This window comes from Parachitinimonas caeni, from assembly GCF_030129945.1.
Lineage (GTDB): Bacteria > Pseudomonadota > Gammaproteobacteria > Burkholderiales > Chitinimonadaceae > Parachitinimonas > Parachitinimonas caeni.
This window is the reverse complement of sequence record NZ_JARRAF010000034.1, coordinates 20,737-44,621: the sequence shown is the minus strand read 5'-3', so window position 1 is coordinate 44,621 and position 23,885 is coordinate 20,737. Positions and strand designations below refer to the sequence as shown.

Annotated in this window: 22 protein-coding genes and 1 CRISPR repeat array; of the genes, 8 read left to right on the top strand and 14 right to left on the bottom strand. The window is 55.6% G+C overall.

The window, feature by feature from the left end; translation table 11 throughout:
- Window positions 1–15: 15 nt before the first annotated feature.
- The 6 genes from PZA18_RS19640 to PZA18_RS19615 form a co-directional block, all read right to left on the bottom strand.
- The gene (locus PZA18_RS19640; RefSeq protein ID WP_284102584.1) at window positions 16–2,595 is read right to left on the bottom strand and encodes a VirB4 family type IV secretion system protein; all 2,580 of its coding nucleotides are present in this window, start codon (window positions 2,593–2,595) and stop codon (window positions 16–18) included.
- Window positions 2,589–2,942 (bottom strand): hypothetical protein, encoded by a 354-nt coding sequence (locus PZA18_RS19635; RefSeq protein ID WP_284102583.1) that lies wholly within the window; start codon window positions 2,940–2,942, stop codon window positions 2,589–2,591. The genes PZA18_RS19640 and PZA18_RS19635 overlap by 7 nt, the downstream gene beginning before the upstream one ends.
- Window positions 2,939–3,295 (bottom strand): TrbC/VirB2 family protein, encoded by a 357-nt coding sequence (locus tag PZA18_RS19630; protein WP_284102582.1) that lies wholly within the window; start codon window positions 3,293–3,295, stop codon window positions 2,939–2,941. The genes PZA18_RS19635 and PZA18_RS19630 overlap by 4 nt, the downstream gene beginning before the upstream one ends.
- An 11-nt stretch (window positions 3,296–3,306) precedes the next feature.
- Entirely contained in the window at window positions 3,307–4,365 is a 1,059-nt protein-coding gene (locus tag PZA18_RS19625; RefSeq protein WP_284102581.1) for a CpaF family protein, read from the bottom strand.
- Complete coding sequence (locus PZA18_RS19620) at window positions 4,358–4,675, bottom strand: hypothetical protein (protein ID WP_284102580.1); 318 nt, start codon at window positions 4,673–4,675, stop codon at window positions 4,358–4,360. The genes PZA18_RS19625 and PZA18_RS19620 overlap by 8 nt, the downstream gene beginning before the upstream one ends.
- Before the next feature lie 67 nt (window positions 4,676–4,742).
- Window positions 4,743–4,949, bottom strand: coding sequence for a hypothetical protein (locus PZA18_RS19615; RefSeq protein WP_284102579.1), 207 nt, complete (start codon window positions 4,947–4,949; stop codon window positions 4,743–4,745).
- A gap of 738 nt (window positions 4,950–5,687) precedes the next feature.
- On the opposite strand from PZA18_RS19615, the gene mobH reads away from it, so the two are divergent.
- The 7 genes from mobH (at window position 5,688) to PZA18_RS19580 (ending at window position 14,793) form a co-directional block, all read left to right on the top strand.
- Window positions 5,688–7,739, top strand: coding sequence for a MobH family relaxase (gene mobH / locus PZA18_RS19610; protein ID WP_284102578.1), 2,052 nt, complete (start codon window positions 5,688–5,690; stop codon window positions 7,737–7,739).
- A 15-nt stretch (window positions 7,740–7,754) separates the two neighbouring features.
- Entirely contained in the window at window positions 7,755–7,979 is a 225-nt protein-coding gene (locus PZA18_RS19605; protein WP_284102577.1) for a hypothetical protein, read from the top strand.
- Window positions 7,976–10,054, top strand: a complete 2,079-nt coding sequence (gene traD / locus PZA18_RS19600) for a type IV conjugative transfer system coupling protein TraD (RefSeq protein ID WP_284102576.1) — start codon at window positions 7,976–7,978, stop codon at window positions 10,052–10,054. The genes PZA18_RS19605 and traD overlap by 4 nt, the downstream gene beginning before the upstream one ends.
- The gene (locus PZA18_RS19595; protein WP_284102575.1) at window positions 10,041–10,694 is read left to right on the top strand and encodes a DUF4400 domain-containing protein; all 654 of its coding nucleotides are present in this window, start codon (window positions 10,041–10,043) and stop codon (window positions 10,692–10,694) included. The genes traD and PZA18_RS19595 overlap by 14 nt, the downstream gene beginning before the upstream one ends.
- Window positions 10,695–11,139: 445 nt before the next feature.
- Window positions 11,140–11,916: a ParA family protein gene (locus tag PZA18_RS19590; RefSeq protein WP_284102574.1), complete on the top strand. Its 777-nt coding sequence runs from the start codon at window positions 11,140–11,142 to the stop codon at window positions 11,914–11,916.
- Between the two features lie 20 nt (window positions 11,917–11,936).
- Window positions 11,937–12,851, top strand: coding sequence for a ParB/RepB/Spo0J family partition protein (locus tag PZA18_RS19585; protein WP_284102572.1), 915 nt, complete (start codon window positions 11,937–11,939; stop codon window positions 12,849–12,851).
- Window positions 12,852–13,521: 670 nt separating this feature from the next.
- The gene (locus tag PZA18_RS19580) at window positions 13,522–14,793 is read left to right on the top strand and encodes a replication initiation protein (protein WP_284102571.1); all 1,272 of its coding nucleotides are present in this window, start codon (window positions 13,522–13,524) and stop codon (window positions 14,791–14,793) included.
- A 530-nt stretch (window positions 14,794–15,323) separates the two neighbouring features.
- Here the strand turns inward: PZA18_RS19580 and PZA18_RS19575 are convergent.
- The 6 genes from PZA18_RS19575 to PZA18_RS19550 form a co-directional block, all read right to left on the bottom strand.
- Window positions 15,324–15,815: a type II TA system antitoxin MqsA family protein gene (locus tag PZA18_RS19575; protein ID WP_284102570.1), complete on the bottom strand. Its 492-nt coding sequence runs from the start codon at window positions 15,813–15,815 to the stop codon at window positions 15,324–15,326.
- Window positions 15,816–15,825: 10 nt separating this feature from the next.
- Window positions 15,826–16,146 (bottom strand): hypothetical protein, encoded by a 321-nt coding sequence (locus tag PZA18_RS19570; RefSeq protein WP_284102569.1) that lies wholly within the window; start codon window positions 16,144–16,146, stop codon window positions 15,826–15,828.
- Between the two features lie 205 nt (window positions 16,147–16,351).
- Window positions 16,352–16,907: direct repeats of the CRISPR family, unit length 28 nt; unit sequence CCAACAAACCGCCTGTGCAGCGGGAAAC.
- Window positions 16,908–17,033: 126 nt separating this feature from the next.
- On the bottom strand, window positions 17,034–17,690 hold the full coding sequence (locus tag PZA18_RS19565) for a hypothetical protein (protein WP_284102568.1): 657 nt from the start codon (window positions 17,688–17,690) through the stop codon (window positions 17,034–17,036).
- Between the two features lie 9 nt (window positions 17,691–17,699).
- Window positions 17,700–19,928 carry an ATP-dependent DNA helicase gene (locus PZA18_RS19560; RefSeq protein WP_284102567.1) on the bottom strand — a complete coding sequence of 743 codons (2,229 nt, stop codon included), beginning with the start codon at window positions 19,926–19,928 and terminating at the stop codon, window positions 17,700–17,702.
- Window positions 19,929–19,946: 18 nt separating this feature from the next.
- Window positions 19,947–20,471: a type I-F CRISPR-associated endoribonuclease Cas6/Csy4 gene (locus tag PZA18_RS19555; RefSeq protein ID WP_284102566.1), complete on the bottom strand. Its 525-nt coding sequence runs from the start codon at window positions 20,469–20,471 to the stop codon at window positions 19,947–19,949.
- Between the two features lie 9 nt (window positions 20,472–20,480).
- Complete coding sequence (locus PZA18_RS19550; RefSeq protein WP_284102565.1) at window positions 20,481–21,545, bottom strand: hypothetical protein; 1,065 nt, start codon at window positions 21,543–21,545, stop codon at window positions 20,481–20,483.
- A gap of 86 nt (window positions 21,546–21,631) precedes the next feature.
- Between PZA18_RS19550 and PZA18_RS19545 the strand changes: the two genes are divergently transcribed.
- The gene (locus PZA18_RS19545) at window positions 21,632–22,258 is read left to right on the top strand and encodes a hypothetical protein (RefSeq protein ID WP_284102564.1); all 627 of its coding nucleotides are present in this window, start codon (window positions 21,632–21,634) and stop codon (window positions 22,256–22,258) included.
- Window positions 22,259–22,646: 388 nt separating this feature from the next.
- Here PZA18_RS19545 and PZA18_RS19540 read toward each other — a convergent pair whose 3' ends face one another.
- Both PZA18_RS19540 and PZA18_RS19535 read right to left on the bottom strand, forming a co-directional pair.
- The gene (locus tag PZA18_RS19540) at window positions 22,647–23,123 is read right to left on the bottom strand and encodes an Aca2/YdiL-like domain-containing protein (protein WP_284102563.1); all 477 of its coding nucleotides are present in this window, start codon (window positions 23,121–23,123) and stop codon (window positions 22,647–22,649) included.
- Window positions 23,120–23,722, bottom strand: a complete 603-nt coding sequence (locus tag PZA18_RS19535; RefSeq protein WP_284102562.1) for a hypothetical protein — start codon at window positions 23,720–23,722, stop codon at window positions 23,120–23,122. Before PZA18_RS19535 ends, PZA18_RS19540 begins: the two co-directional genes overlap by 4 nt.
- Between the last annotated feature and the right edge of the window lie 163 nt (window positions 23,723–23,885).

Sequence of the window (23,885 nt, the reverse complement as noted above, 5' to 3'; positions counted from 1 at the left end):
GGGAGCGGCCGGGGCTCAGTAATCTTCATCACCGTCGTCCTCATCCGGTAAAGGCTTCAAGGCATCGAGATAGGCTTTTTCCCAGCCGACGACGCCCTGGCCGCCGCGCCAATGCCGGTCAAACAGGTCTTGGGCCAGCTTGTCGGAGCGTAGGAAGTACAAGGCTTCCGGGGTCAGATTGGTGGTGATCAGGCGCGACAGCTCATCCTGTTTCACCAGGTACTGGCGCTTGGGGGTGGCGTGGATGATCTGTTCCAGCTGCCGAGGATTCAGATCGAATTCGCTGGCATAGATCTGGGACAGGCTTTCATTGCTGACCCTTGGGCTGGGAATGAAGATCTTGGTGGCGATGTTGTCGCGGGCCGAGGCGCGGATACTCTCCACGTCTTCCGGCGACTGCACGGTAATCACCAGATGAGCCAGCTTCTTGCCCAGACGCTTGAGTAGCGAGTCTGCCTCCCTGGCGAACCAGGGATACTTCAGCATGACCCCGCCTTCCTCTAAATATATAAAGGTGGGTACGCGCTCATCATCGGGCTGATGATTGAGCAAATCCTCGATCCGATACAGGAACAGCGCAAAGAAGTGTTCGACGGCTCGCGGAGATTGCAGGATGCCGCCAAGATCGACACACAGATTGTCGGAGAGGGCCATGTCGTCGACGGCGTGATCGAACACCGAGGCGTAGGCGCCTCCTTCGACCCATGGCGCAAAGGCCTGCTTTAACTCTTGTCGGCGCAGGTGCAGGGAGAAGGTGCCGAGCCGCCACAGCGATGGCGACAACTCCTTGGCCATGATATCGAGACAGCGTGCAATTTCGGTCGAATCCTCTGCGGAGACAGCATGACCAAAGCTGCTCGCCAGTTGTTCCAGCCAGTTGCAAAGGAAACGGCGATGCCGGGTATCGCTCAGATGAATCAGGGGATTGACGCGGGCACGATCCGATGCGGTGTCAATCCAGATGCCCCCAGTGATCAGGGTGGCAATCCGGCAGGATCGATCGCGGTCCAGGCGGATCACCCGGACTTTCCCGTACGCCTGCCAGGCCAGGGTCAACATATTGATCAGGACTGTCTTGCCGCCACGAGTTCGGCCGATGACCAGAGTGTGGCCGTAGTCATTGACGTGGAAATTGAAGTTGAACAACGTGCCGTGTTCCGTCAAGAACTGGGCCAGTGCCGGAATGGTGCGGCCGGTCTGCTCGGTGAGATAGTGGTTGATGCGTTGACCACGATCAATCGTATGGATGGGAGCCAGATCTGCAACCTGGTCTGCCGTCAGTTCCCGCCAGCGCACCAGTTCACCCCACTGGCCTGGCAGACTGCCGGCAAAGGCTGAGGTCAGGTGCAGGGTCTCCCGGATTGGTGTCAAACGCTTTTGTCGCAACGTCTCCTCGACCCGGGCGACGTCCTGCTCCAGTTGTGCAGGGGTATCAGCAAAGATCAGGATGGTGAGATTGCCGTAACCCAGTGCGCCATGACGGGACTGCAGCGAGGCTTCGGTATCCTTCAGCGCCTTGACGGCCTCCACTGCGCCGGCATCTTCCTTGGGTGGTTCTGTTGGTTTGTCGTCTTTGCCCTTGGTCAAAGCCATGATATAGCTGGCCAAGGGGCGTGAAGCCGCTTCATAAAAGCGGATCTTGCGGGTGAGGCGGGAGAGGGCTTCCTCTCGTGGCAGGATGCGCCAGCAAAGTGAGACCCGCATTTCCACGGGCAGTCTTAACAACGACTCCAGCATGCGAGGGCGGGTACCATCCGGGCGGATCGGCCAAGCCTTGATGGAAAGGGCTGCTGCGTAGCGGGTTTGACTCCCCACGAGCTGAATGACTTTGCCGTGTGGATAAATCACGCAGTCGCCCAGCCAAGTGTCCAGTGGAACATCCTGGGGCACTGCGACCCGCTCCTGGGATTCGTGCAAGGGCGAGGCCATACCGTGCAGAAACCCCAGCAGGCGTTGACCGCTCAGGCGTTGCAGTCCAAGTTCCTTCAAACTGTCACTGAATTCCTTTAGGATTTCCTCAAAGCGCAGGCTTGCCGCATCCAGTTCGCCGGCCATATAGGCAAACGCCTGATCGCCGAGCAAAGTGCTCCGCAAGGTTTCGATGACAGCCTGACCAAGCTGTCCTGTCCGCTGATAATGGTGACGAAACCGGTCGAGCCAGGCGTGGCGGTTGCTGGTGGCCGGAGCCAGCAAACTTAAATAGTGGCTATTGACGAGGTTGCGGCTGGCTAGAAGCGGTGCGCGCAGCGCCTGATCAAACGTCCGCGCCATCGGATGTGCCAACTCGCGAGGAGGTGGAGGTGGTTGAACCTGGCGGTTGACTGTTAGCCAGATGATGGGCGGCCATTGATCCTGCCGAGCGAGTTGCGTGGCGAGCTTGCGGGCGAGCAGATTGACTTCCGTGTTTTCCAGCGCTTCTGCATCCACCCCTGCGAGCTCAAAGCACGCGAGCAGCCCGGCATCCTTGTTCACCACCAGAGACTGTTGGTGACCCTGGGTGAACAGATAGGGCAATAGCTCTGCCGAAGAGCGGATTTCCTCACCATTGGGCAAGGTCTGATATTGGCGCAGACGTGCGGCCAGATCGATTACCATAAATTGCCTCTGCCGAAACCCCGTGGCCGGCGTCCGCGTCGTTGGCGGCGATGCGGCCACGGGTCATATAACGCTGCTTGCTGGTAGTAGCGCCACAGCACTGAGAAGAAGTTGGGATCCACCAGACGGTTGAGGCCGGCAAGCAGGATCAGTGCTAGGACATCAAAGATGAGAGCGCCAGCCATGGCCCACTTGGTGCCAAATGCCAGCCAGGCAAGGAAGATGAATAGGACCGAGCCCGACAACCACTTCACCAGCCAGGAAAACTCCATCCCGAACAACAGAATGGGTTCCAGTACAGCGGTGTCCATGGGGGTCTGGCGCAAGGGTTCTGGAGTATTGATCATGAGCACAGCTGCATCTGAGCAGCGGGGAAGATGACTGTGACGATGGTAGTCAGGGACAAGACGATGGTTACCGCTGCCACGGTGCGGATAATCCCCTCCATGACTTTTGAACCTTTTTCGCCGCCCCACATCAGCCAAGCGGCAATTCCAATGCCAAGGAGGGCCATGATGATTGCGGCTTCCTGGCTTACGCTGCTGATCATGTTGCACAGAGGTTTGGCAATGCCCAGGCTGAAGCCGCCTTGTGCCGCATGCGCGTAAGGCGTCAGCAACAGGATCAAGCTGCTGTACGCAAGAAACCGGCGTCTAAACGCGAGACGGCTGGCAGTGAGTGGGGGGATGACAAGTGACAAGGTGACTCTCCTTACTGATAGCGGTGATAAAGGCGTTGCGTCAGGTAGCGGTCTTGTTCATCGACACCCAGTACGCGCAACAGAGACAGGGGGAAGCGCTCACCCTCGTGGCGAGCGGCTTGCACCACGAAATGAATAGCGGAGGCGATTTTTCGGCGAAGTACACCGACTGGCATGTTGTCGGCTTTGGCGTTCTGGCGAGCCAGGTCTTCCAGTCGGTACAGCGCCTGTTCGTCGCTATCGGCGTGAATGGAGGCAAAGCCGCCAGCGTGGCCGGTGTTCAGTAGGTCGAGGTAATCAAAGGCGACACCATCACGGACCTCTCCGACGCCCGGCACGTCCGGCCGCATCCGCATCAATAGCGTCACCGCTTGCTGCATGCTCAGACCGAGTTCTGGGGAACACTCGATCTGGACGGTATTGGGATGGGTGATTTGCAGTTCTCGTGTGTCTTCCAGTGTGATCAAGCGCTTCTCACGAGGGATGAGCTCAATCAAGGCGTTCAACAGCGTGGTTTTGCCGGTAGAAGTGCCGCCGGACACCAGCAAGTTGGCACCACTGGCCATGATCCAGGACAGAGCGTCATACAATGCCTGACCGCCATGCTGGACTTTCGCCAAATCAGGAAAAGAGGCCATGGTGAGCAAGGGGGATGGCAGGGGTGACAACAGTCCGCGCTCAAGATACGACCGCAGCGAGAAAACTTGCGGAGCGTGCTTGCGGATGACCAAGCAGGGGCCATTACTGGCTAGCGGTGGCAATACCGCCGCGAACCGGAAGCCTGCGGTTCGGGCGTCGAAATGCAGGGGAACCAGATCCTGACCGCTGCCAATCTTGTTGCACAGGGAGGCCAACGCCCGGATGGCGCCCTCGACCCGATCCGCCGATAGACGGATACCAGTCAGGAGCATTGTTCCTTTCTGTTCCACCCAGATACAGTCCGGGCGGTTCAACATGATTTCCTGAACCGTGGGGTCGTCCATCAATCGCCCGATTTCGCCCAGGTACTCTCTGAGCAGAACCAAGGCATCCTGATCGCGCTGCTGCTGGGCGCTCAGTACTTCACGCATGACAGCCCCGCATTTCAAATCGAACAGACTCGATGGCGAGACTGATCAATCCCACTGCTAGCACGACGGCACCAACCGACAAAGCAAGGACGCAGCTGTAGCGCACCAAAGCATTCATCCATACGGAGCCATTAAGTGGCAGTGTGACAACCTCGCAAAAAAGGTAGGCTAGATCATTTAAAAGTGCGATGCCGGTGTTCCCCAGCACTCCGAGCCAAATCAAGGTCAATAGCAGCGGGCGCAGCCTTTGACGGATAGAGCGGTGCAGAATTTGGGCGTAGCAGGTCCCCTGAGTGAGGAGAGCACTCATAAAAAATCCTTTAATGAATCGTCAGGTGGTAGTGCGGATCAGACCCTGCCGCGTTGGGCGGTCCAACTCATGGATCAAGGTATGGATCGGTGGGTGACAAACCATTCACCGATTGTTGTGCGCTTGAAAGATCCTGATAGGTCTGGCGAAGGACTATGTCTTCCGCCAGGCGGGTTTTGCCTGCACGAGCAGTGCCGAACATCAAGCACCCTGACTCGGGCTCAACTGGCACGGGTGTGGGAGGTGTTGGATGATTGGGACTGATCGTATTCATGACCGTATGCTCCAAAAAGATCCGGACCACCGCCGTGCAGCGGTCCGGTAGAGGAGGAGTAAACTTCTGCAATTGCCCGTACAAAGTAAGTAAACGATCACTTTGAAAGCGGACGGCACCGGCAACATGGAGGCTGATGCCCCGTGTCATCGATGTGCGGACTCTAGCAAAAAAGATTTTGCAAAACAGCAATCAAACTGGTTTTACGTGACACCAGTTTAAATTTGGTGAATACGAAATACTCGTGGTACAGTTGAGGGTTTTTCAGAAAAATCTCTAAAATAAATAATCATATAAAACAATTACTTACGACTGATCGATTCTGAAAATGGTCAAAGCGCCGAAAATGGCCTTGTCACACGACAATGGCATAATGGCTACGGGGACTACCAAAAGGGCCGGCCTGGCCTCGCTAAAATCCCGCTCGGCCAGGCCTAAATGGCCCACGGGAAATGGCAAAAAGGGCTTTATGGGACAAGGGTTTACGTCGCCTGCGGCGCTAAAGGGATAAGGGCTGGCCCAAAGGGGAAAAATGCAAGAAAAATGGCATTAGAGCAATTTGCTACCTCATTATGCCACAAAAAAATGGGTTCATGTGATGTCAACTCGACGCAATTTTCCGCCAACCCATTGTCATAAATGCAAATAAATTCGTTGCAAATTTTTTGAGGTCGCGGCAAGCATAAAAAAAGAACGCCAACCGGCTGTCCCAAACGACCAACCCGACAGGCACCCGATATGCTGCAGCGACTCCTGACCAAACTGCGACCTGCCCCTGCTCAAGAAATGGCCAAGACCCCCCCTGCCCTGCCGCAGCCGCGGGGTGAGCAACTGCCGATCCTGAGCTTTGAGCAACTAGTGGCCAGACATGGGTTGCAAGGTTCGATCAACTCAATCCGACAAGTCCTGGGATTCGCAGACATCAACTGGCAGAGCGATGCCCTGCCTCTGTTGTGTGGGGTGGCGGAGTACGTGCAACAGCTGCCCGCTTCAGAGTCGCATCACCATGCCCAGCCTGGCGGTTTGTTGATCCACCTGTTCGAGGTTTGTCAGCAGGCCTTGAAAATTGCGGCAGGCAAAGAACTGCCGCCTGGAATATCGCCCGAAGAGCGATTGCCGATTCGTCATCGCTGGAATTTTGCGGTGATGGTGGTGGCGTTGTTGCACGACGTTGGCAAGCCCGTGTCGGATCTGCGAGTGAGTTGGTTTGGCAAGGATCCGCAGCACGGACAAGTGTGGAATGCGCTGACCACCTCGCTGACCGACATCAAAGGCGCCAGCCACTATCTGGTGCGTTTCCCGCCCAGTGCGGAACGATGTTATGACGCCCACAGCAAGCTGGGCATCCTGCTGTACCAGCGCCTGCTGCGGGATGAGACCCGAGCTTGGCTGGCTGAGGAAAGCCGGCTGATGGCAACCCTGTTACCAGCATTGAGTGGCGACGCGGATCCCGCCAGCAATGTGCTGATGGCCATCGTCAGTCAGGCGGATCAGTGGAGCGTCAAGCACAATCTGGAAGCAGGGTCGCGGGTACGGTTTGCATCCGCCCAAAGCACACCGCTGATCGAGCGCTTGATGTTGGCGCTACGCAGTCTGCTGGCCGAAGGGGAGCTGCCGTTGAACAAGCCTGGCGCAGCGGGCTGGGTGGTCGATGGCCAGGTTTATCTTGTGGCCAAACGGATTGCCGATGAAGTGCGTGGCTGGTTACAGCGGCAGGAAAATCCCTTGCCGGTACCGGCTGACAACGAGCGTCTGTTCGACGCCTGGCAGGATTATCAAGCGTTGTTTCCCAACCCGGCCAATGGCCGGGCCATCTGGCGCATCGCAGTGCAGGATGGTGAGTTTGCAGCCAATCTGACGGTCATCGTATTTCCCGTGTCGGCCCTGTGGTCCAGTGGCGGGGCGCGGCCGGCGAGTTTCGCCGGTCGGTTACGCGTGATTGAGGGCGAAGCCACGTCAATACCCAGCCCGGCCGAGGCCGCAGTCACCCCGACGCGCCCCGCCGCCGCAATGACACCGCCTGCCAACGCGGCGCCGTCATTGCGTGCCGCGACCACGGATTGGGGTTTCGAAGAGGAAGCCGGACCGCCGGAGGATAGCGGCCCGCCGGATGATGGTCCGGACGGTGGCCTGCTCTCTGCGGAAACTGTCCAGACAGTGACCTGTCAATCGGCTATACAGCCATCTGAGTCTGTGTCGGTACTGTTCGAATCAGAGCCGAAGGGGATGGACTGGTCGGTGGGTGATGATTGCTTGCCTCCGGTGACCGAACAGCGACACGTTAGCCGCAATCTGCCCAAGCAACCCCTGCCGCCCATGGCCCCGGCTACGTTGGCGGCCCAGGATCCGGGCGGCGGGGTGTCACTGTCAAAGAAAGAGTGGGCGATGCGCCTGCTTGCCTGGGTCCAGGCCGGCGTCAGTGATGGCAGCCTGTCTTTCAACGTGACGGGCGCAAGAATTCACTTTGTCGAAGAAGGGATGTTGCTGATTTCGCCAGTGATTTTCCGGGACTTTGCAGAGTCCTTGCCAACCGAAGACCAACCCCCCGTGCCTGCTGGCAAAAAGCTGGAGCAGGTGCTGCAGCGGGCTTGCTGCGACAGCAAGCTGTTTGTACCGCGTCTACTTGTCTTGCCCAATGGCAAGGTGGATCCTCAGTGGATACACCCGTACGTTACCAATACCGGACAACTGTTGCATGCCATGCTGTTCGGGAAACCTTCGCAACTGTTCAATCCGGTCCCCCAACCCAACCCGCACCTGGTGCGCCAAATCACGGCGACGGCGGCCTAGCCCATGGATCCCACAATGTCTGATCAACACGATTCTTTGCCTGTCGATGACAACACCCCACTCGGCGACATCATCCACATGCTCGACAGCCGCAACGATAGCGGAGCGCTCATGACGCTCGGGCATGGTCGTGACGCGGAAGCGGCTTTTGTGTTGCTGCATGGACCTCACACTCCATCGCTGATCCAGCTACTGGAACAAGCTGTAGCGCGTCTTGACGCTGGCCTGCCATTGCCATGATCGAGAACCGATTTCGCCCACCGCTCGAATGGATCCCCGCCCTGTCGGCATCCGGGGCAGCGCTTGGCATCTTGGTTCTGCCCGGCCTGGCGCCGTCCGCCATCTTGCAAGGGGCGTCGGTATTGGGTTTGGGGGCTTTGGCGATCGTGCGCGGACGGGGGGCTTGGCGGCAGATGCGCTACCGCGCCAACTTGCGACGATTGCCGGTCTACAAACTCACCGCTTCCGAAATTCCCTATCACGAGAAATTCCTGTTTCTGGGGCGGGGCTTCCGCTGGCTGCCGATTCATAGCCAGCGCCTGGCCCTGGTGCGCGAGCGCTACCAGGAACTGTTGGGCGAGACGCGGTTGGAGCGCGCAGCGCGGGAGCTGGAGCGGATTAGCCATGGCCAACACTGGCTGTGTCGCTACACCAGCCGGGATGCCTGGTGGAATCCGGTGCGTCCCCTGCCGCCGGTTCATGGCTCTCCCGAGCTGCATGGGATTGAAGTGGACGAGTCGGACGTCTATCAGGACCTCGGCGAGCGGGTTGCCCACAGCTTGGTGCTTGGCACCACCCGCGTCGGTAAGACCCGGCTGGCGGAGGTGCTGATCACGCAGGATATCCGGCGCGGCGATGTGGTGATCGTGTTCGATCCCAAGGGCGATGCGGACCTGTTGCGCCGCATGTATGCCGAAGCGGTGAGGGCAGGCCGGCAAGATGTGTTTTATATGTTCCATCTCGGCTTTCCGGAAATCTCTGCCAGATATAACCCGATTGGTAGCTTCGCCAAGGTGACCGAGGTGGCAACCCGGGTTGCTGGCCAGCTGCCGAGTGAGGGGCAGGCCGCCGCTTTTAAAGCCTTTGTTTGGCGCTTTATCAATGTAATGGCGCGTGCCCTTGTCGCCTTGGGATTCAAGCCAAACTTAGAGGTCATTTACGCCAATGCAGTCAATATCGGGGAGCTGACCAAAAATTATCTGGAGTTTTGGCTGGAGTCAGTTCGCCCGAGTTGGCGATCCGAGTTTGAGAAAAAGTTGCTGGAATTGGGGAACGACAAGGAGACCAATAAGCAATTGTTGACTCAGGCCAACAAGACTGGAAGGTCCTTTGAATTGTTGGCGCTGGTGTTCTGGATCCAGTCTCAGGGTCTGCATGACCCGATTGGCGACGCCCTGATTTCGGTAATCAATAACGACAAAACCTTCTTTGACAAGCTGATTGGGTCGCTTTACCCATTGCTGGAAAAGGTGACGACCGGCAGGGTCTCTGCCCTACTCTCCCCTGATTATGACGATCCAAACGACCCCCGGCCCATTTTTGACTGGGCGAAGGTCATTGATCAGCGTGCCATCGTCTACATTGGCCTCGATTCATTGACCGACCATGAAGTGGGTTCTGCGGTCGCGACCTCGATGCTGAACGATCTGACTTCCACGGCCGGCAAGCTCTATAAGTACGGCCAAGCCTACGGTCAGCGTCAGGCCATTAAGCCAGCGAAACTGGCCCTGCATCTGGATGAGGTCAATGAGCTGATCAACGACGCCTTCGTCCCCATGGTCAACAAGGCAGGTGGCGCTGGCTTTCAGGTGACCGCCTATACCCAGACCTCGGCCGACATGGAGGCCAAAATTGGTTCTGCCGCCAAGGCTCAGCAGATTTTCGGGAACTTCAATACCTTGATCATGCTGCGGGTCAAGCACATCAGCACGGCAGAAATCCTGACCTCGCAGCTGCCCAAGGTGCGGATTCGCAGTGTCACCCCCGATAGCAAGGCAACGGACGCGGGGGACTTGTTCGATGGCAAAAGTTTTTCCAGCGCAAATGCGGACAAGGTGACCGACAAGGAAGTGGAGATGCTGCAACCGGCGGATCTGGTGCAACTGCCGAAAGGCCAGGCTTTCGCGTTGATCAATGGTGGGCAGCTTTACAAATTGCGATTCCCGTTGGCGGACGAAACCGGCGATGCCTGCATGCCTGCGGATTTGCGGACAATTGATATTGCCATGCGCGAGCAGTATCAAGCCTACATCGATCAGATCGATTCGGCTGAAGTGGATGGCGCTGGGGCAGGGTGGTTAGATGGCAGCCGTTAAGGATCCGCGTGAAGCGCTGGCAGTATGGCCAATCATGGCCTCCGGCCGAGCCTTGTACAGCCTCATTATGCTGGTGGTGGTGGCTTTGATAGTGCAGATCGGTACAGCGCGCTGGTTCAGTCCGGAGCCGGCTGAAAGATTGGGGCAGTTGCTGGCAGATGCTCAGAAGCGTGCGGCAGATCCTGTTTTGGCCAGGCAAGCGGCTGATGTGTTGTATCAGCCGCTCGGGGTTTGGACCCGACTCGATGCTGTGGTTCGACGTCAACAGTCAGATGGCTCGTTAACGCCTGCCCAACGAGTGTTGCATCCGTGGATCCTGGCCTACCTGTATGCGGTGCAATTGATCGGTACACGATTGGCCGCTCTACTGGCCTGTTTTGAGTTGTTGCTGGTTCTGGTGTTGGTGGCGGGAATTGATGGGCTGGTGCAGAGAGCGATTCGAGTCGAAGAGGCAGGACGTGAGTCTGCGACAAAATTCAACCTGGCCAAAGCCATGCGCAAGGTCGGTCTGCCACTGGGGTGTCTGCTGTATGTTGCGGCGCCATTTACGGTGGATCCTGGGTGGATCATGGGGCCGTTGATGGTTGTGGTGGTGGGTAGTGTGTGGGGGCAGGCAAGCTGGATGAGGAAATATCTTTAGCTTGCCCTAGAACGCAATTACATATGCTGCTTGGCGACAGTGTTACTGCTGGGAAACGTCTTCTCGGTTGTAAATATACAGCTATGGGTGCCACAGGTCAAACATGATGGTTGCCATGCTGTGTTAGGGGTGCATTCTGCATACTGCGTAACGCATTGATTATTAGGTATTTATATTTCTAATTGTGTCTGGAGGTTAGAAATTTTCCCAAGAGAAGGATGGCTGTTTAGCAACGCTCTCGACAAGTTCAAGGGTTGTAAGTAGGGCAATTGCCAACATCTAAAATGGAGAGTGTGAAGACAACAAGCGTTTATATCTAACTGATTACATTAATGATATTTAATCAATACATAGTATTTTCTTGAAATGGCCAAAAATTGTTGTTGCTTGCTAGTCAGGTAATTGCCAAAATTACAGCAACTAATTACCAAGAGCGGTGCATACGATGACCATCATCATTGCAATTGCAACTCAAAAAGGCGGGGTTGGAAAAACTTCATCGGCGGTGAATTTGGCAGATGCCTTCGTCCGAAGAGGGAAACGCACCCTTTTAATTGACTTAGATCCGCAAAGTAATGCCACCTCAATCATCAGCGAGGTCAATCCAGGAAAGTTGCGCTTCAATACGGTCAACCTTTTGCTTGATTCTGATCCAACAGTTGCTAGTGCATGCATCATTGGTTCTCGAATTAAGGGTCTCGATATGATTGCAAGCAGTATTAAGCTAGCGCGTGCTGCAGAGACTGAGTTGATTCGTCGGAACACGACAACCCTACGCAAGAGGCTTGCAATAATAGCCGCTGATTACGACATCATTATCTTGGATAGTCCGCCTAACCTTGGACGGCTTACAAGCAATGCGCTGTGTGCAGCTACTCACTATCTAGTCCCCATAAAAGGGGCGGATATCTTCTCACTGGACGGGTACGAAGATCTCGAGGCAACTGTTAAAGAAGCGAAGGAAGACAATCCACAACTTCAGTTACTTGGCGCATTTCTCAATATGTATGACGGCCGGACTAATGTTGCGCAGCAGTTGCTCGGTGTTGCAGAGAGCAAGTTTGGAAAGGATCTTCTATCGGCACGCCTTCCACGTTCAGTGCAGTTTGAGGAAGCAGCTGCTACATCAAAGACCGTTCTTGAGGCAGCTCGCGACGGGTCGCCGGCTAAAGCGGTTACCGAGTTGGCGGACGAAATTTTGGTTCGGGTAGGTCTGACATGAGTCGGGTCAAGAAGGATGCCATGGCATCTGCGTTGGCGGCCAGGGCTGAGCAAAGAGAAGGTCGAGCTGAGCAGGCCCAGGAAACAGCGCGTGCGATATTCAATTTTCAGGAAGGGGATCGAAAGCAAACTATCCCATGTCGCAGGATTAAACGGTCGCCATTTCAACCCCGAGTTGAGTTTGATCACGACGAACTGGCGAAGTTAGCAATTCTCATTCAAGAGACAAATGGTGTCGTTGAACCGATTCTTGTTCGTGAAATAGTTGGTGACCCCGATTTCGATTTTGAGCTACTCGCAGGTGAGCGCCGACTGATTGCTGTTCGCGATCATTTGGGATGGGAGTCGATTGAAGCTCTTATTCGGATTTGTGACGATTCGAAGGCTGTTCTCATCACTGCAGTTGAGAACTTGGGACGTGTCGATCTAAGTGACTATGAGAAGTCGAAGCTGATTGCACCACTCCAAGAAACCGGTGCTGCAAAAACTTACATAAGTTTAGCCAGAGTGCTGGGGGAAAGTGAGCGCACCATACATCGGCTGTTTGCTTTCCAGTCGCTGCCAACACAGCTCGTTGATTTTCTTGATAAAAACCCGAAGTTGATAACGGGTACGTATATTGAACAGACTCAAGATCTTTTACAACGAGATCACTTGGATTTGGTGATTGCCGCCTGTTCGTTAGTGAACGATAAGAAGCTGACCAAGGGTAAGCCAATGTTTGATTGGATTTCTCGACAAATCACAGGCCCCAAAAGCAAGACTGAGGTCAAGATCCGGAATCAAGATGGTGCCATAGTGGCAACTATGGCAATGGCGGTTGGTAAACGTGGGTCATCAATCCAGATTAAAACACCTGCTAAAGGACTGGATATAAAAGATCTTGGGTGCAGAATAGAAACGCTATTGAACGAATTATCAAAAAAAACCATTTAATTTCAATGCTTTGGAGGTCATGCATTATGCAGTGATCAAGACAGGAAAAAAGAGCCGAGTTGGCGCTCAGCTCTGTACCAATCCCGGTCCAACTACATTTGCTGTTTGGCGACAGCACACTGCGCTGGCGAGATTCGTCTTCTCAATCGAATCCTAGGCGGTAGTTGCTACTGGGTCAATATCCTTTTACGACCTAGGAGGCGTTATGCTACGCCAAAAAAACACTTTCACATTCACTTCAACGGTGACCCCACCGTGCACACCCACTCAACACACTAACCTTCGTCGCATCGACCGAACGCCGGTGCGATGACGCGCAGTCCTGCTGCAGCTTTGTCGCAGGACGAAACAAAATCCACCAGTCGAGCAATGCCTAACCCAGCGCTTCTGCGTTGTGGTGGTTTGCGTGCATTGGAAGCCCTTCAACGTCATTTGATGCCGTTGCGGGCACCGGTTTGCCTCGTGCCTGTTGCTTTGCCTGCCGTCCCTCTCATGAATCCGGTAGTACATGCGGAGGGATCGATACGTCCACTGAAAACGGAAATTTACTATTGGGGGATGGCATAAGATGAGTGCGATATCTGTTGCAAGATCTGAGACCTCCATCCTGGAGTGGGACAAAGCTATAGAAGCTGTACGCCTCGCGGACCCTTACGCTTCAAGCGAAGGGATGCCGGCACTTGAACGCATTCTCGACCAAGCGCCGTATATCGCACGCTGCTCGGACAATAAGACAGCCACGCGAACCCGCCCTCGAGAGTATGCGGTACGCTATCCATACATGCAGGTAAATTGTTCCGGAGAAACGGGTGGCAGGGTGTCCTGGCTGATCTTTGACCTGGATCACTCTGATCACATGATATGGGACAAAGTTCAGCTACCCGAGCCCAGCATCATTGTGCGGGATCGCCAAGGACGTGGTGGATCCCACCTATATTATGCAATCCGGCCGGTTGCCACTCACCACAAGGCTCGCCAAGCACCCATCGACTACATGAAAGCCATCTACCAAGCGATGGCGATCAGACTGAAAGCAGACCCGAATTACCACTCTGGACCAGTAGCCAAAACACCTGGACACCCTTGGTGGAACACCCTCGTGTTACACGATGCGGTATTTTCGCTTGGAGATCTCGCCAAGCACGTCGAGGCAGACCTCGTTCGTCAACCGCAATGGAGCAAAGGTCCCGACCTCGATGCCGTTGCCCACTCCCGTCACTGCACCCTGTTCGAACAACTGCGCTTCTACGCCTATTCCATCGTGAATCGGCAGCGCGAAGAAGGCAGCTTCGACCGCTTCTACCAGCTGCTGATCGCCTTTGCCGAACAACACAACCGCTTCCCGCAATTTGCCGCCGGCCCCTTGCCCTGGTCCTCGATCAAAGCCACCGTGCGCTCGGTGGCACGCTGGACCTGGGACAAATATCGTGGCTACCGCCGCACCTGCCATCGCGGGGTGATGCAGTTGTCACAAGCCCTGTCCGTGGCCACCCGCCAACGCCTGAGCGCGCAGCGGACCCACCAGGTCCGCCGCAACGCCACCGCCGACAAGATCCGCCAGGCATGTCAGCAACTGCTCGAGGCTGGCCAGACCCTCACCAAGACGGCCGTGGCCAAGCTGGCCCAGCTCTGCCGGCAGACCGTCGCCCACTACCAGGACGTGCTCGACCACTGCCAGCAACCGCCCATCCTAACCAAGGCAGAGGGGGGTGAAGGTGAGAAAAGGGGTGTTAATGATGGTGTTTATCAGATACCTGCGGCTGCAGGGGGCGTTGAGACAAATAGCCAAATGGTTAGGTTTTCAGCGGAGGGTGGGAAAGCCGTGGTGACGGTTCGCTTAGTCGGGGATAGTGCTAACTGTAGTGTAGGAGGCTTGCTGGGTGACTCGCAAACGATTGATTTGTTTGGCGTTAGCGGTGGTTCGGTCGATGATGATCCGTGATGTGGGTTATTCGTGGGGTGGGTTGATGTTCAGATAATTAACTAACAGGCGAAGCGCCGATAAGTCGGTCCGGCACCCGTAGGGGTGCGGAAGTCCAAGCGCAGCGCGGCAGTAGTAGAGATCTGTGGTGACTTATTCCATTTACTACGCTTCAGTTTTGGTTGGCAGACACGAGTTATAACAGTCGTCGAAAAAGAGGATTGGAAAATAATGAGAACGATTTCTATGGTTATTACAGTGCTTTGATCAATGCCAACTTTCCTCAGTGATGAGTGAGTGGGGCGTTTTTTGTGTGCCCTAAAGCAGGCGGAATGCCCTAGAAGCCATCAGGAAGAGCTCCTAGTCAGTTACAATTGTCAGATACGTTAGGGTTTTTACATGGACGAGAAAAAACAAAACCAACCGACCACTCCATCTTGGTATCACCACGATGCCGCGAATCGGGCGGTGGACAGGCAGCAGTCTCAGTCAGCTGGGCCGTCCGCACTTAAGCCCCGATTGCCGAATGGCGAGGCTTGCCGTGCAACAGATCAAATCAAGAGATGAGAGGGTGTGCCTAATTTTGTGTAACCGGGGTTGTAATTAATATGGTGCTTTTGCCAAAGAGGCAATTCAATCCCAGCCTTGTCTGCCAAGGACTTCATTGTCCTTGGATTTTCTATGGCTGATGTTATTAAGATTTTTATCATTTTTGTTGGGTAATTTTCTTCCCTTTCAAAACAAGCGAATGCCTCAACGTCGATTCCAAACGTCTTGGCGGCTTGTTGCTGCGAGATACCATAACGCTTACGCAAGGCGAGAATTTCCTCGCCCATCAATACATCACCGTATGAAGACTTCCGTTCGGCTAACGCACGTAAGTTCCCTTTATGTTGGGCAGCGTTGGTTGTCGTTTCACCGCATTGGTCACATCGAGACGTATGCAATTCCACTGAAATGGCAACACCATCCGGTGCAAAAGTGCGCATGTATGTTGCAGGCTGCAGGTGGCCTTTTCGGCACACTGGGCATAAATCATTCATATCCTAACCTTTATCGGCTCACGCAGATGGTGGCATGAGGATGGTCTTTGCAGGCTTGCAAACACTCGGCGCAAAAACACAACAAGTCCTGCCAGCGGCCGTAACCATTGTCTGCATTAAATAGCTCAAATCGGGCCCTGTTGGTCGCCAGAAGACACACGCCGGAAGCGAGCGGCTCAATGATCTGTCCGGCGGTAGTGAAGCTGTTTTCATCCGGCGCCCAAAGGCATGTATAGATGCCGGCCTCTTCCGCCATCCTTGCCAGATTGTGTGTGATGTTGCTGCTGTACAGCTCCTGCCCGTCATCACGGATGAGCATAAAGTCAAGCATGCTGCCTCGATGAATGTATTTGATAAGCCAATGCTCGTAACAGCTACTGACAACCCGCCCGCTTGGCAGGTAACCCTTTGCCGCTTTTACAAGCCGCCTGTTCGGCGGGTAACGATCGGACGTAGCGCCCCAGTCGGGGTAGTTGTCTGCAAGCCGCCTGTTCGGCGGGTAACAGGCTCTACGATGCAGCTCGGCGAAGCGCGCTCCTTCAAACCGCCTGTGCGGCGGGCAACAAACTCCAAATTTTCCACATCCTAACAACCGCCTGTGCGGCGGGAAACCATACGCCGCAATCTACAAGGGCAGCTATCAACCAACAAACCGCCTGTGCGGCGGGAAACTCGAACAAGCATTGGCCAATGCCGCGCAAAGCCCAACAAACCGCCTGTGCGGCGGGAAACGAGTCTGAAACCGGGAGTGGCAAGACCGAAGCCCAACAAACCGCCTGTGCAGCGGGAAACGCGCGTATCGACAAACTATGCGGTCCCGATATCCAACAAACCGCCTGTGCAGCGGGAAACATCAAGCGCGATAGCGTGCGTTGCATGTGCCCCCAACAAACCGCCTGTGCAGCGGGAAACCCTGTATGCCGGCCTGGTGCAATTGGCGGACTCCAACAAACCGCCTGTGCAGCGGGAAACGAGGTGTCATGAAAATTGAAGATTTCCAGATACCAACAAACCGCCTGTGCAGCGGGAAACTACAAAGTAGATATGAGCTCGGAGATATGTATCCAACAAACCGCCTGTGCAGCGGGAAACTCAAGTCTATTTCTGATAATACCCTGAAAAACAGATACTTATCGCCAATTCACCCATTTAAGCTTGGCTGCACTAACCGCAACATAAATGATTGTTAATAAAGTGCTTTTATTTAATTCCTTCGTATCAAGCCTCCCATGTCGCAGGGAAAACAGCATCAACAGGTGCAGTTCCCCAATACGGCAACACAACGGCAAGTGGCGCTGTAGACGCTGGAGCCAACCCCATGTCATTCCATATCTCAACCGGCAAGGGACGCGCAGGCTTACCCTTCCGGGTCACCCACGAAAAATCGTCCGTCTCTTCAGCGCGCACTGAGAGGATTTCGCCGGCCCCTGTATTGGCCCGCTTGCCAATCCCGTGAATGTAATTTTCAATCAGATAGCACGTCTGATCACTATCGCCAACCCCCCAGAAATAAACCTCCTTTGCCTCAATCGCAAAGTAAGAATCAAGGTTGGCCTTAAATTTGCCACGCTGCTGATCCACCACGCCGTAGCGGTCGCCACGTTTGTTTGGCTGAAACAGCTCTGTATGCAGATCCCTCTCTGATTTCAGGGACATGATGCGGCTGAACCGCCGGTGGCGGTAGCGTGGATGACAAAAAAGGGAAGACCCTCGGAAAATGCCCTGATCCTGATCGAGCGGGATGGCGGCGAGCGTATCCGCTCCCATCTTTCCGGTTTGATGATGTATCGCTGCCGATAGCAGCCCGTCAAGCGTCAGTCGGCTAGACAGGTAAAACGGCGTAGCAAGTTCGAGCGTTAATTTGAATGGCGTCATGGCGTCCTCTCAATCTGGCCGATATAAGCCATTGTCACGCAAGCAGAGTTTTGCCTCTGCAAACGAGCTGCTGCGGAAGCGGGGAGGGATGCAGTGCAGCATCATCCGCTGCACATGACGTGGCAACGCATCCATCAAGATTGGGTCGAGCGACCCCTCCATAATCTCCGGCAAGGGAAAGCGCGGGTCAGCGATCCAGATAGTTGCCTTGTCGGTCTTCGTGCGGATCGCCCGTCCGATACCTTGCGCCAGCTTACGGCGAGCCGCATTAGTCGCCTTACTGGCAAGTGCCGCCTTGATTTTGTCAGGGGCGTAACCGAGAGCGGCCAGGTGGGTACGCAGAATCTCAGCATCTGCATTTTGCGGTGGAGTGAACGGGATCCGTGAGATCACCAGATTGGGCACCATCCCCGGCAGATCTAGTCCTTCCCAGCCACCTGGGGTCAGCAAGACGGCCCGTTCGGCGTTGATGTAATTGGCAGTCAGACTGTGCAATGGCTCTCCTGCGTGGTGCCAAAGCAAGTGCTCCGCAACGGGGCGGCCCTGCAGGCGCTCATGCAAGGCTCGGGTGTCTGCGTGCGAGAGCGTTAAGACTAACACCCGGCCACCACTCTCCCAGGCTTGGTCTACAACATGCGCACAGTAGTCCAGCCACTCCGGATTGGATTCGTGTCTATCCGTCTCTGCGCCATCCCCTGCCGAAGGGTTCGGCACCCGAGGGTCAGCCAGCACAAATTGCAGGTCACCAAAGCGGGCCGGCTCGAATTGGGCGTACAGGTCTGTCTGTGCGCGATGAATGGATATGCTTTCGCCTTTGCGCGGGACGCGGATTACCCCAACGCTCTGCGCGAACTCATCAAAGGCCATCGGCATGGGCTTACCCGGCACAGACAAGGTGGCCGAGGTGAACAAGATGGCGTCGAGAGGGTCTGGCGATGGAAGGGTGTCATCCATTGCGTCTGTGCGATCCCGCCAAAGTCGGGACAGCAATCGACCAGGGTTGGGGCGACCGATGCGCAAAGCGGGATAGGCCCGCACTGGAGACCAGCTAACCACGGCCGTGTTGTCGTGGGCCTGCATGGCCGTTGCAAACAAGGCTAGATCGTTCGACATGTCCACGAATCGCGCCAGCTTGTCATGCTGGCCTAACTCAGCCTCGCCGCGAGTCAATAGCCTGCTGATGCGGCTGGCAACGGCTTTGGCCGCATTGTTCGCCTGAACAACCCGTTGAGCAAGGCGCTGGCTATTGTCATCGCCCTCCAAAAGGGCCAGCACGGCAGTGCTTGGCGTCCGCATAGCCTTAACCTCATCATGCAGGGTTTGGATCGCCTCAACCGCATTGCTGGCGCCGGGATACAGCTTCCCCACGTCCTGAGCCAGCATCATCATCTGGTGCAGCGTCAGATCCGCGCCAATGATTGAGGCAGCTGCGTCGGGCAGGCGGTCGGCCTCGTCTGCCACGATAAAGCGTGCCGTGCGCGCCTCATCGCCTTGTTGGTCGTCCAGAATTTGAGCCCAGCGAAAGGCGTGCATCATCAACAAGGCATGATTCACCACCACGACATCCGCAGCCTTGGACAGGGCAACATCTGTCAGATAGTGTTGTTGTTCTGCAGCGGGGCAATCCTGATTGAGCGTGATACGCCCCCGAGAGATCCCTGCTGGCAAAGTATCCAGTTCCAGATCGGCCAAACAATCGTCCAGAACGCCAGAGTTTTGTGGGCGACCAAGCTTATCGGTCGCATTCAGCCAGGCGAGAATGCGTTCCAAACAGTCTGCCTCCGCCTTTGCTGGCGGCGTTGCGCTCTCCAGTTCTGCCAACAACTGCTGGCAGCCAAAGGGGGACAGGTAATTGGCGCGTCCGACGCGGCGACGCACGGTCAAAGCGCGCCCCGTGACTTCGGCCACCCAGCGCTGAGCCAGGGCGGCATCTTTATCCAAAATCTGCTTCTGCAGCGCCCGTGTATGTGTGCTGACCATCACCCGCTTCCCGGTCAAAGCCGAGCACAATAACAATGGGACCAGATACCCCAAGGTCTTGCCCGTGCCGGTCTGTGCTTCCTGCAGATTGATGCGGGTGCGCGCATCGTCAGGATTTTCTGGGCGAGTGAAGCCCTCCGCCACCCGCAGGGCGTACTGAAATTGAATTTCGCTGTGCGTCAGTCCATCGCGCACCAGCAGGCCATTGACACCCAAAATTCGGTGAACGCCAGCGATTACTTCATCATGTATAGACATGGTGACCCTCGTTTTTGATCAAAAATCCGGCACCAACAACCCTAAGCCGTATTGATGTCCGCCCAGCTGGGCAGTCCGTTTGCGCTTTATGCGCATCTGGAAACTCTGCTGATTACTTGCGGATTGCATTGGCAGCACATGCGTCACCGACAGCTCGCGTGGATGTTGGGTGGGCACCCAGTCTGGATTACGGCGCTGCAAACGTCGCGCCTTGCTGCTGGTGTAGCAGTCATTGGCACGATCTCTGGCAAAGCAAATCGTGCGGGCATGATCAGGCACGGTCTGAATCGGCAGAACATACAGCCAGTTTTGCTCAGTCAATGGCCTTATCCTGCCAATCAAATCCTGCAGCAAACTGGCCTGCGCCGAAAATACCCGAAACAACGGGCCAAATTCGCCGGGCGCGTCTTTCCAGCCTGGGAAGGCGACGGCCAGCGCCGCGTCCTCGGTCTGCAATCCATGGACTGCTGCGAGCAAGCGGCCATGCAGTTCGTACAGCAGCGTCGGCTCTCGGACGAAGATATCAACGTATTGATTTCGCATGTCCGCCCCCTAGCTGCTTTGTGGCACACTGAAATCCCATTTGCCCGATGACAAATAGCTATCAAAAGCGCTGCGTGCTTCTAGCAACGCAGGGGAACCTAACTCCAGTGGCTCGTAGGGGGTGAGCTTGATCATGCCGAGGGATTGCTTGCCGGTTGAGAGCACCTCAAACACTTCCCACTCCCCGGAGACCAGCCCGCAGCCTGTTCCGCCGTGCGCCCCAAGGTGCGGCTGCATGGCAAATTCTGACAAGGCTGCCAAAAGGCAACCCAACTCGACCGGATTGCTTTGCAGCAGCCGGCAACGCTGCGCCATGCGCGCCCCTTGCGGGATGGCCTGATAGCCGGCACGGGCCATTTTGACCGACACGCTGCCAGCCTTTTTGCTGGCGGCGATTTGATCCTCCAGCGCGGCCATTTCGGCCTTGGCGGCATCCACGTCGCCGCCACTGGCCTTGGCATCGCGCCAAGCCTTTTGCGCTATTTTCAACTGCTTGGCCATGTCCGTTCTGGCTTTGACGCTATGGCTGCGCTGAATCAGGCTTTGGATATCGCCGTCCGACAGATAAGCGATTTGCCTTCCGTCACGAGAAAAATCATCTACTCTGGCTCCAGAGAAAATGGTCGGCTCGCAGGCGTCCTCGCAAATTGCGTTGCCCACGTTCAGGTGCCCCTGCACAAAATTGAGGTATCCCACCCCCCCCCCTCCAAAGAGGGAGATATGGACATTCGCCTGGCGCCACTTTTCAACATCGGCCACGCTGGCGCGATCAGACTCCTCGCTCTGAAGACCGCCAAGAGTCATGAGATAGTGCTGATCCAAACTCCAAGGTTTGGCATTGCCCGTTGCAGCAATAACATGCTGCCGGATGACATCACGCGAACAGCGGCGCAAGGCGCCACGAATCCCGGTGGCGGGGAAATACAGGCGGTTGCCCATTGCGGTTTGCATGACGGGAACGGGTGTTGGCTTATTAGGGCCGTTTTCCGCCTCATAGGCATCTTTCAAGTCCCTGGAGCAGGTTGCAAGTGGTTCCTCCGCAACCAGGCTGCCAATCAATAAGTAAGTGTTCATTGCATTCCTCCGGTAGACAACGTGCTGTGAATGGGTTAACTTTCACGGAAAGATTACTCCATATTTTACACATGGGAAATAAAAGAATGACACCACAGGAATTTTTCCATCAGGCAATTGGCACCAAGCTTGGCATCCCTGAGAAAGCCAGCGTGAAAAGTCAGCAGTTTCCGCATCGTGTGGCATCAGGAGTGAAGCCGTTGAGCCTGGGGCAACTGGATTGCTTCTACATTGCCGCAAGTGACGGGCCATCACAGCTGATTGGCCGCATTCAACTTCCCCCCATCAAGGGCTTGGAGGTTATCGACACTGAACAAGTGTCCGCCCGCAAGCACTTGGCCAACTGGCTGCTGACGCACGCGGCCCCGCCGTACATGGTCGGAATGATCGGCAAGGCACATCCAGAGCCGTCGTTTCGCATTTCGCCGCACCTGGCTTTGACGCAGCTGTGTGATACCGGCGGGAATCAACCCATTAATGTCGAGTTGGCACGCGAGGGATTTGCCAAGATTGCGGACCTTCCCTGGAAGCAGGTCGTGGCGCCTGCCATACATTGCTACGAGCGATACTTGCAGGCGCCACGGGGAGCGAATGCTGCGCAACTTAAAAAGTTGCTGGACAAGACACCATCGCTCCGGAAAATACTACCGACGCTTGGCATCCGCCCCAACTCTGGCGAATACTCGCTCTTATCATGGGCGAACATTGAATAGATTGAGTTACCCGCCGCACAGGCGGCTTGTAGGACAGCAGCTTCATCCGGTTCACGCCCTCATTGGTTACCCGCCGAGCAGGCGGTTTGTAGGTCGTGATAGAGGTCGGGGTCGAGGTGTTTCCAGTTACCCGCCGAACAGGCGGTTGTTAGGATGTGGAAAATTTGGAGTTTGTTGCCCGCCGCACAGGCGGCTTGCAGGACAAGGTCCGGAACAGGCGATAGGCCTGGGCAATTACCCGCCGCATAGGCGGCTTGCAGGTGCGCATTAGGCATTGCCTGATTTGTCACGCTCAGTGACGGTAGCAAAAACTAAAGGACGGCTATGCCGTCCGCGCTAACCTTCCCCACCCTGGGTCAAGCCCCGTCCTTTAGGGCGGGGGAAGGCGTCAACGTTCTTGCAGCGTTGCTGCCCAAGCTGCCCGCTCAACTTCCGTATCTGGACGTCCAGCCAGCCATGTTTCGTACTCTTCAGGCTCCATGTATTGGATCACTGTCGGGATGCCTCGCGACCAAAGTGCACGGCGTAACCGCGATAGCATGGCGGCGTGTGTCGTGGCTGGCAAAGGTTTCATGTCCGGCCTGAACTGCCATAAGGCGGCATCCGTCCGATAACGGACTAGCGTGATCTGGGCAGGAGTACCTTGTTGCTTGGCCAATTCGGCAACCTGGTCCAACGCCTGCGCAATGGAAAACTCCAATGTCCTGTCAATGCGATCGAGCATATTCACCACATCCACTGGCACAGCCATCCGCCCAGCTTCCCAGTACTGAGCTGTACGCAGTTTCACGCCAGCGTTGTCGGCGATCCACTGGGCCGTCAGGCCCAAGGATTCGCGGATAGTTTTAAACTCTGCGGGTGTCATTCGATTTCTTGTTCTTTCGTGTCGTTGAGAATCAAGATGACACACTGTTCCCAGCTGTCATAGCTGTATGACCAAAGACCAGCCGCTACTTCTGCATCTGAGAGCATTAAACTGTTCCTGGTGCAACACCAATATCCTGGCTCAGTTACGAAGCGCGGCACAAGCCAGCCATCGTCCTGTAACTCGACAATACGCTCGAAATGTTCATCTTCTGATTCACCTTCGCAGGCAGGATTGTCAACAAACGCCATATCGCGCTTGGCGATGTCATCAGCACTGAAATGACTGATGTCGTCCTTTGATGCAAGCAATCGCGCATATTGTTCGGACATTGCTCGGGCAACACCAGCTGCATCGTCAGCATAAATATGTCCGTAACCATGATGCTCGAACCACCTCTGGCCAAGCGAGCGCTCAGCGCTCGCTAAGTACGCATCGTCATTATCGAGAAGTGGCTTGATCCTGGCGAAATCTTCGTCATCGCGGAGAACAGCACAAAGATAAGCGCCTTTGACGCCGGCATCATGCCAGTCACGGCCAGCATCTTCTATCGAGAGGTTATGGGTTGCGCAGAAAGCGCGGAAGTCGGCACGGTTCATGGTTTGCTCCTAAAGCTGAGATCGCGCCAATCGCGTTCTCAATGGTGCAATTATGTTCGTATTTTGCGAACAAATCAAGCTTTGTTTTGCCAGCAAGCCGGAGTCACAACTGGCCCGACGTTGCTTCGCAGCAAGCCGCAAAACAAAAAGCCACCCGGCTGGG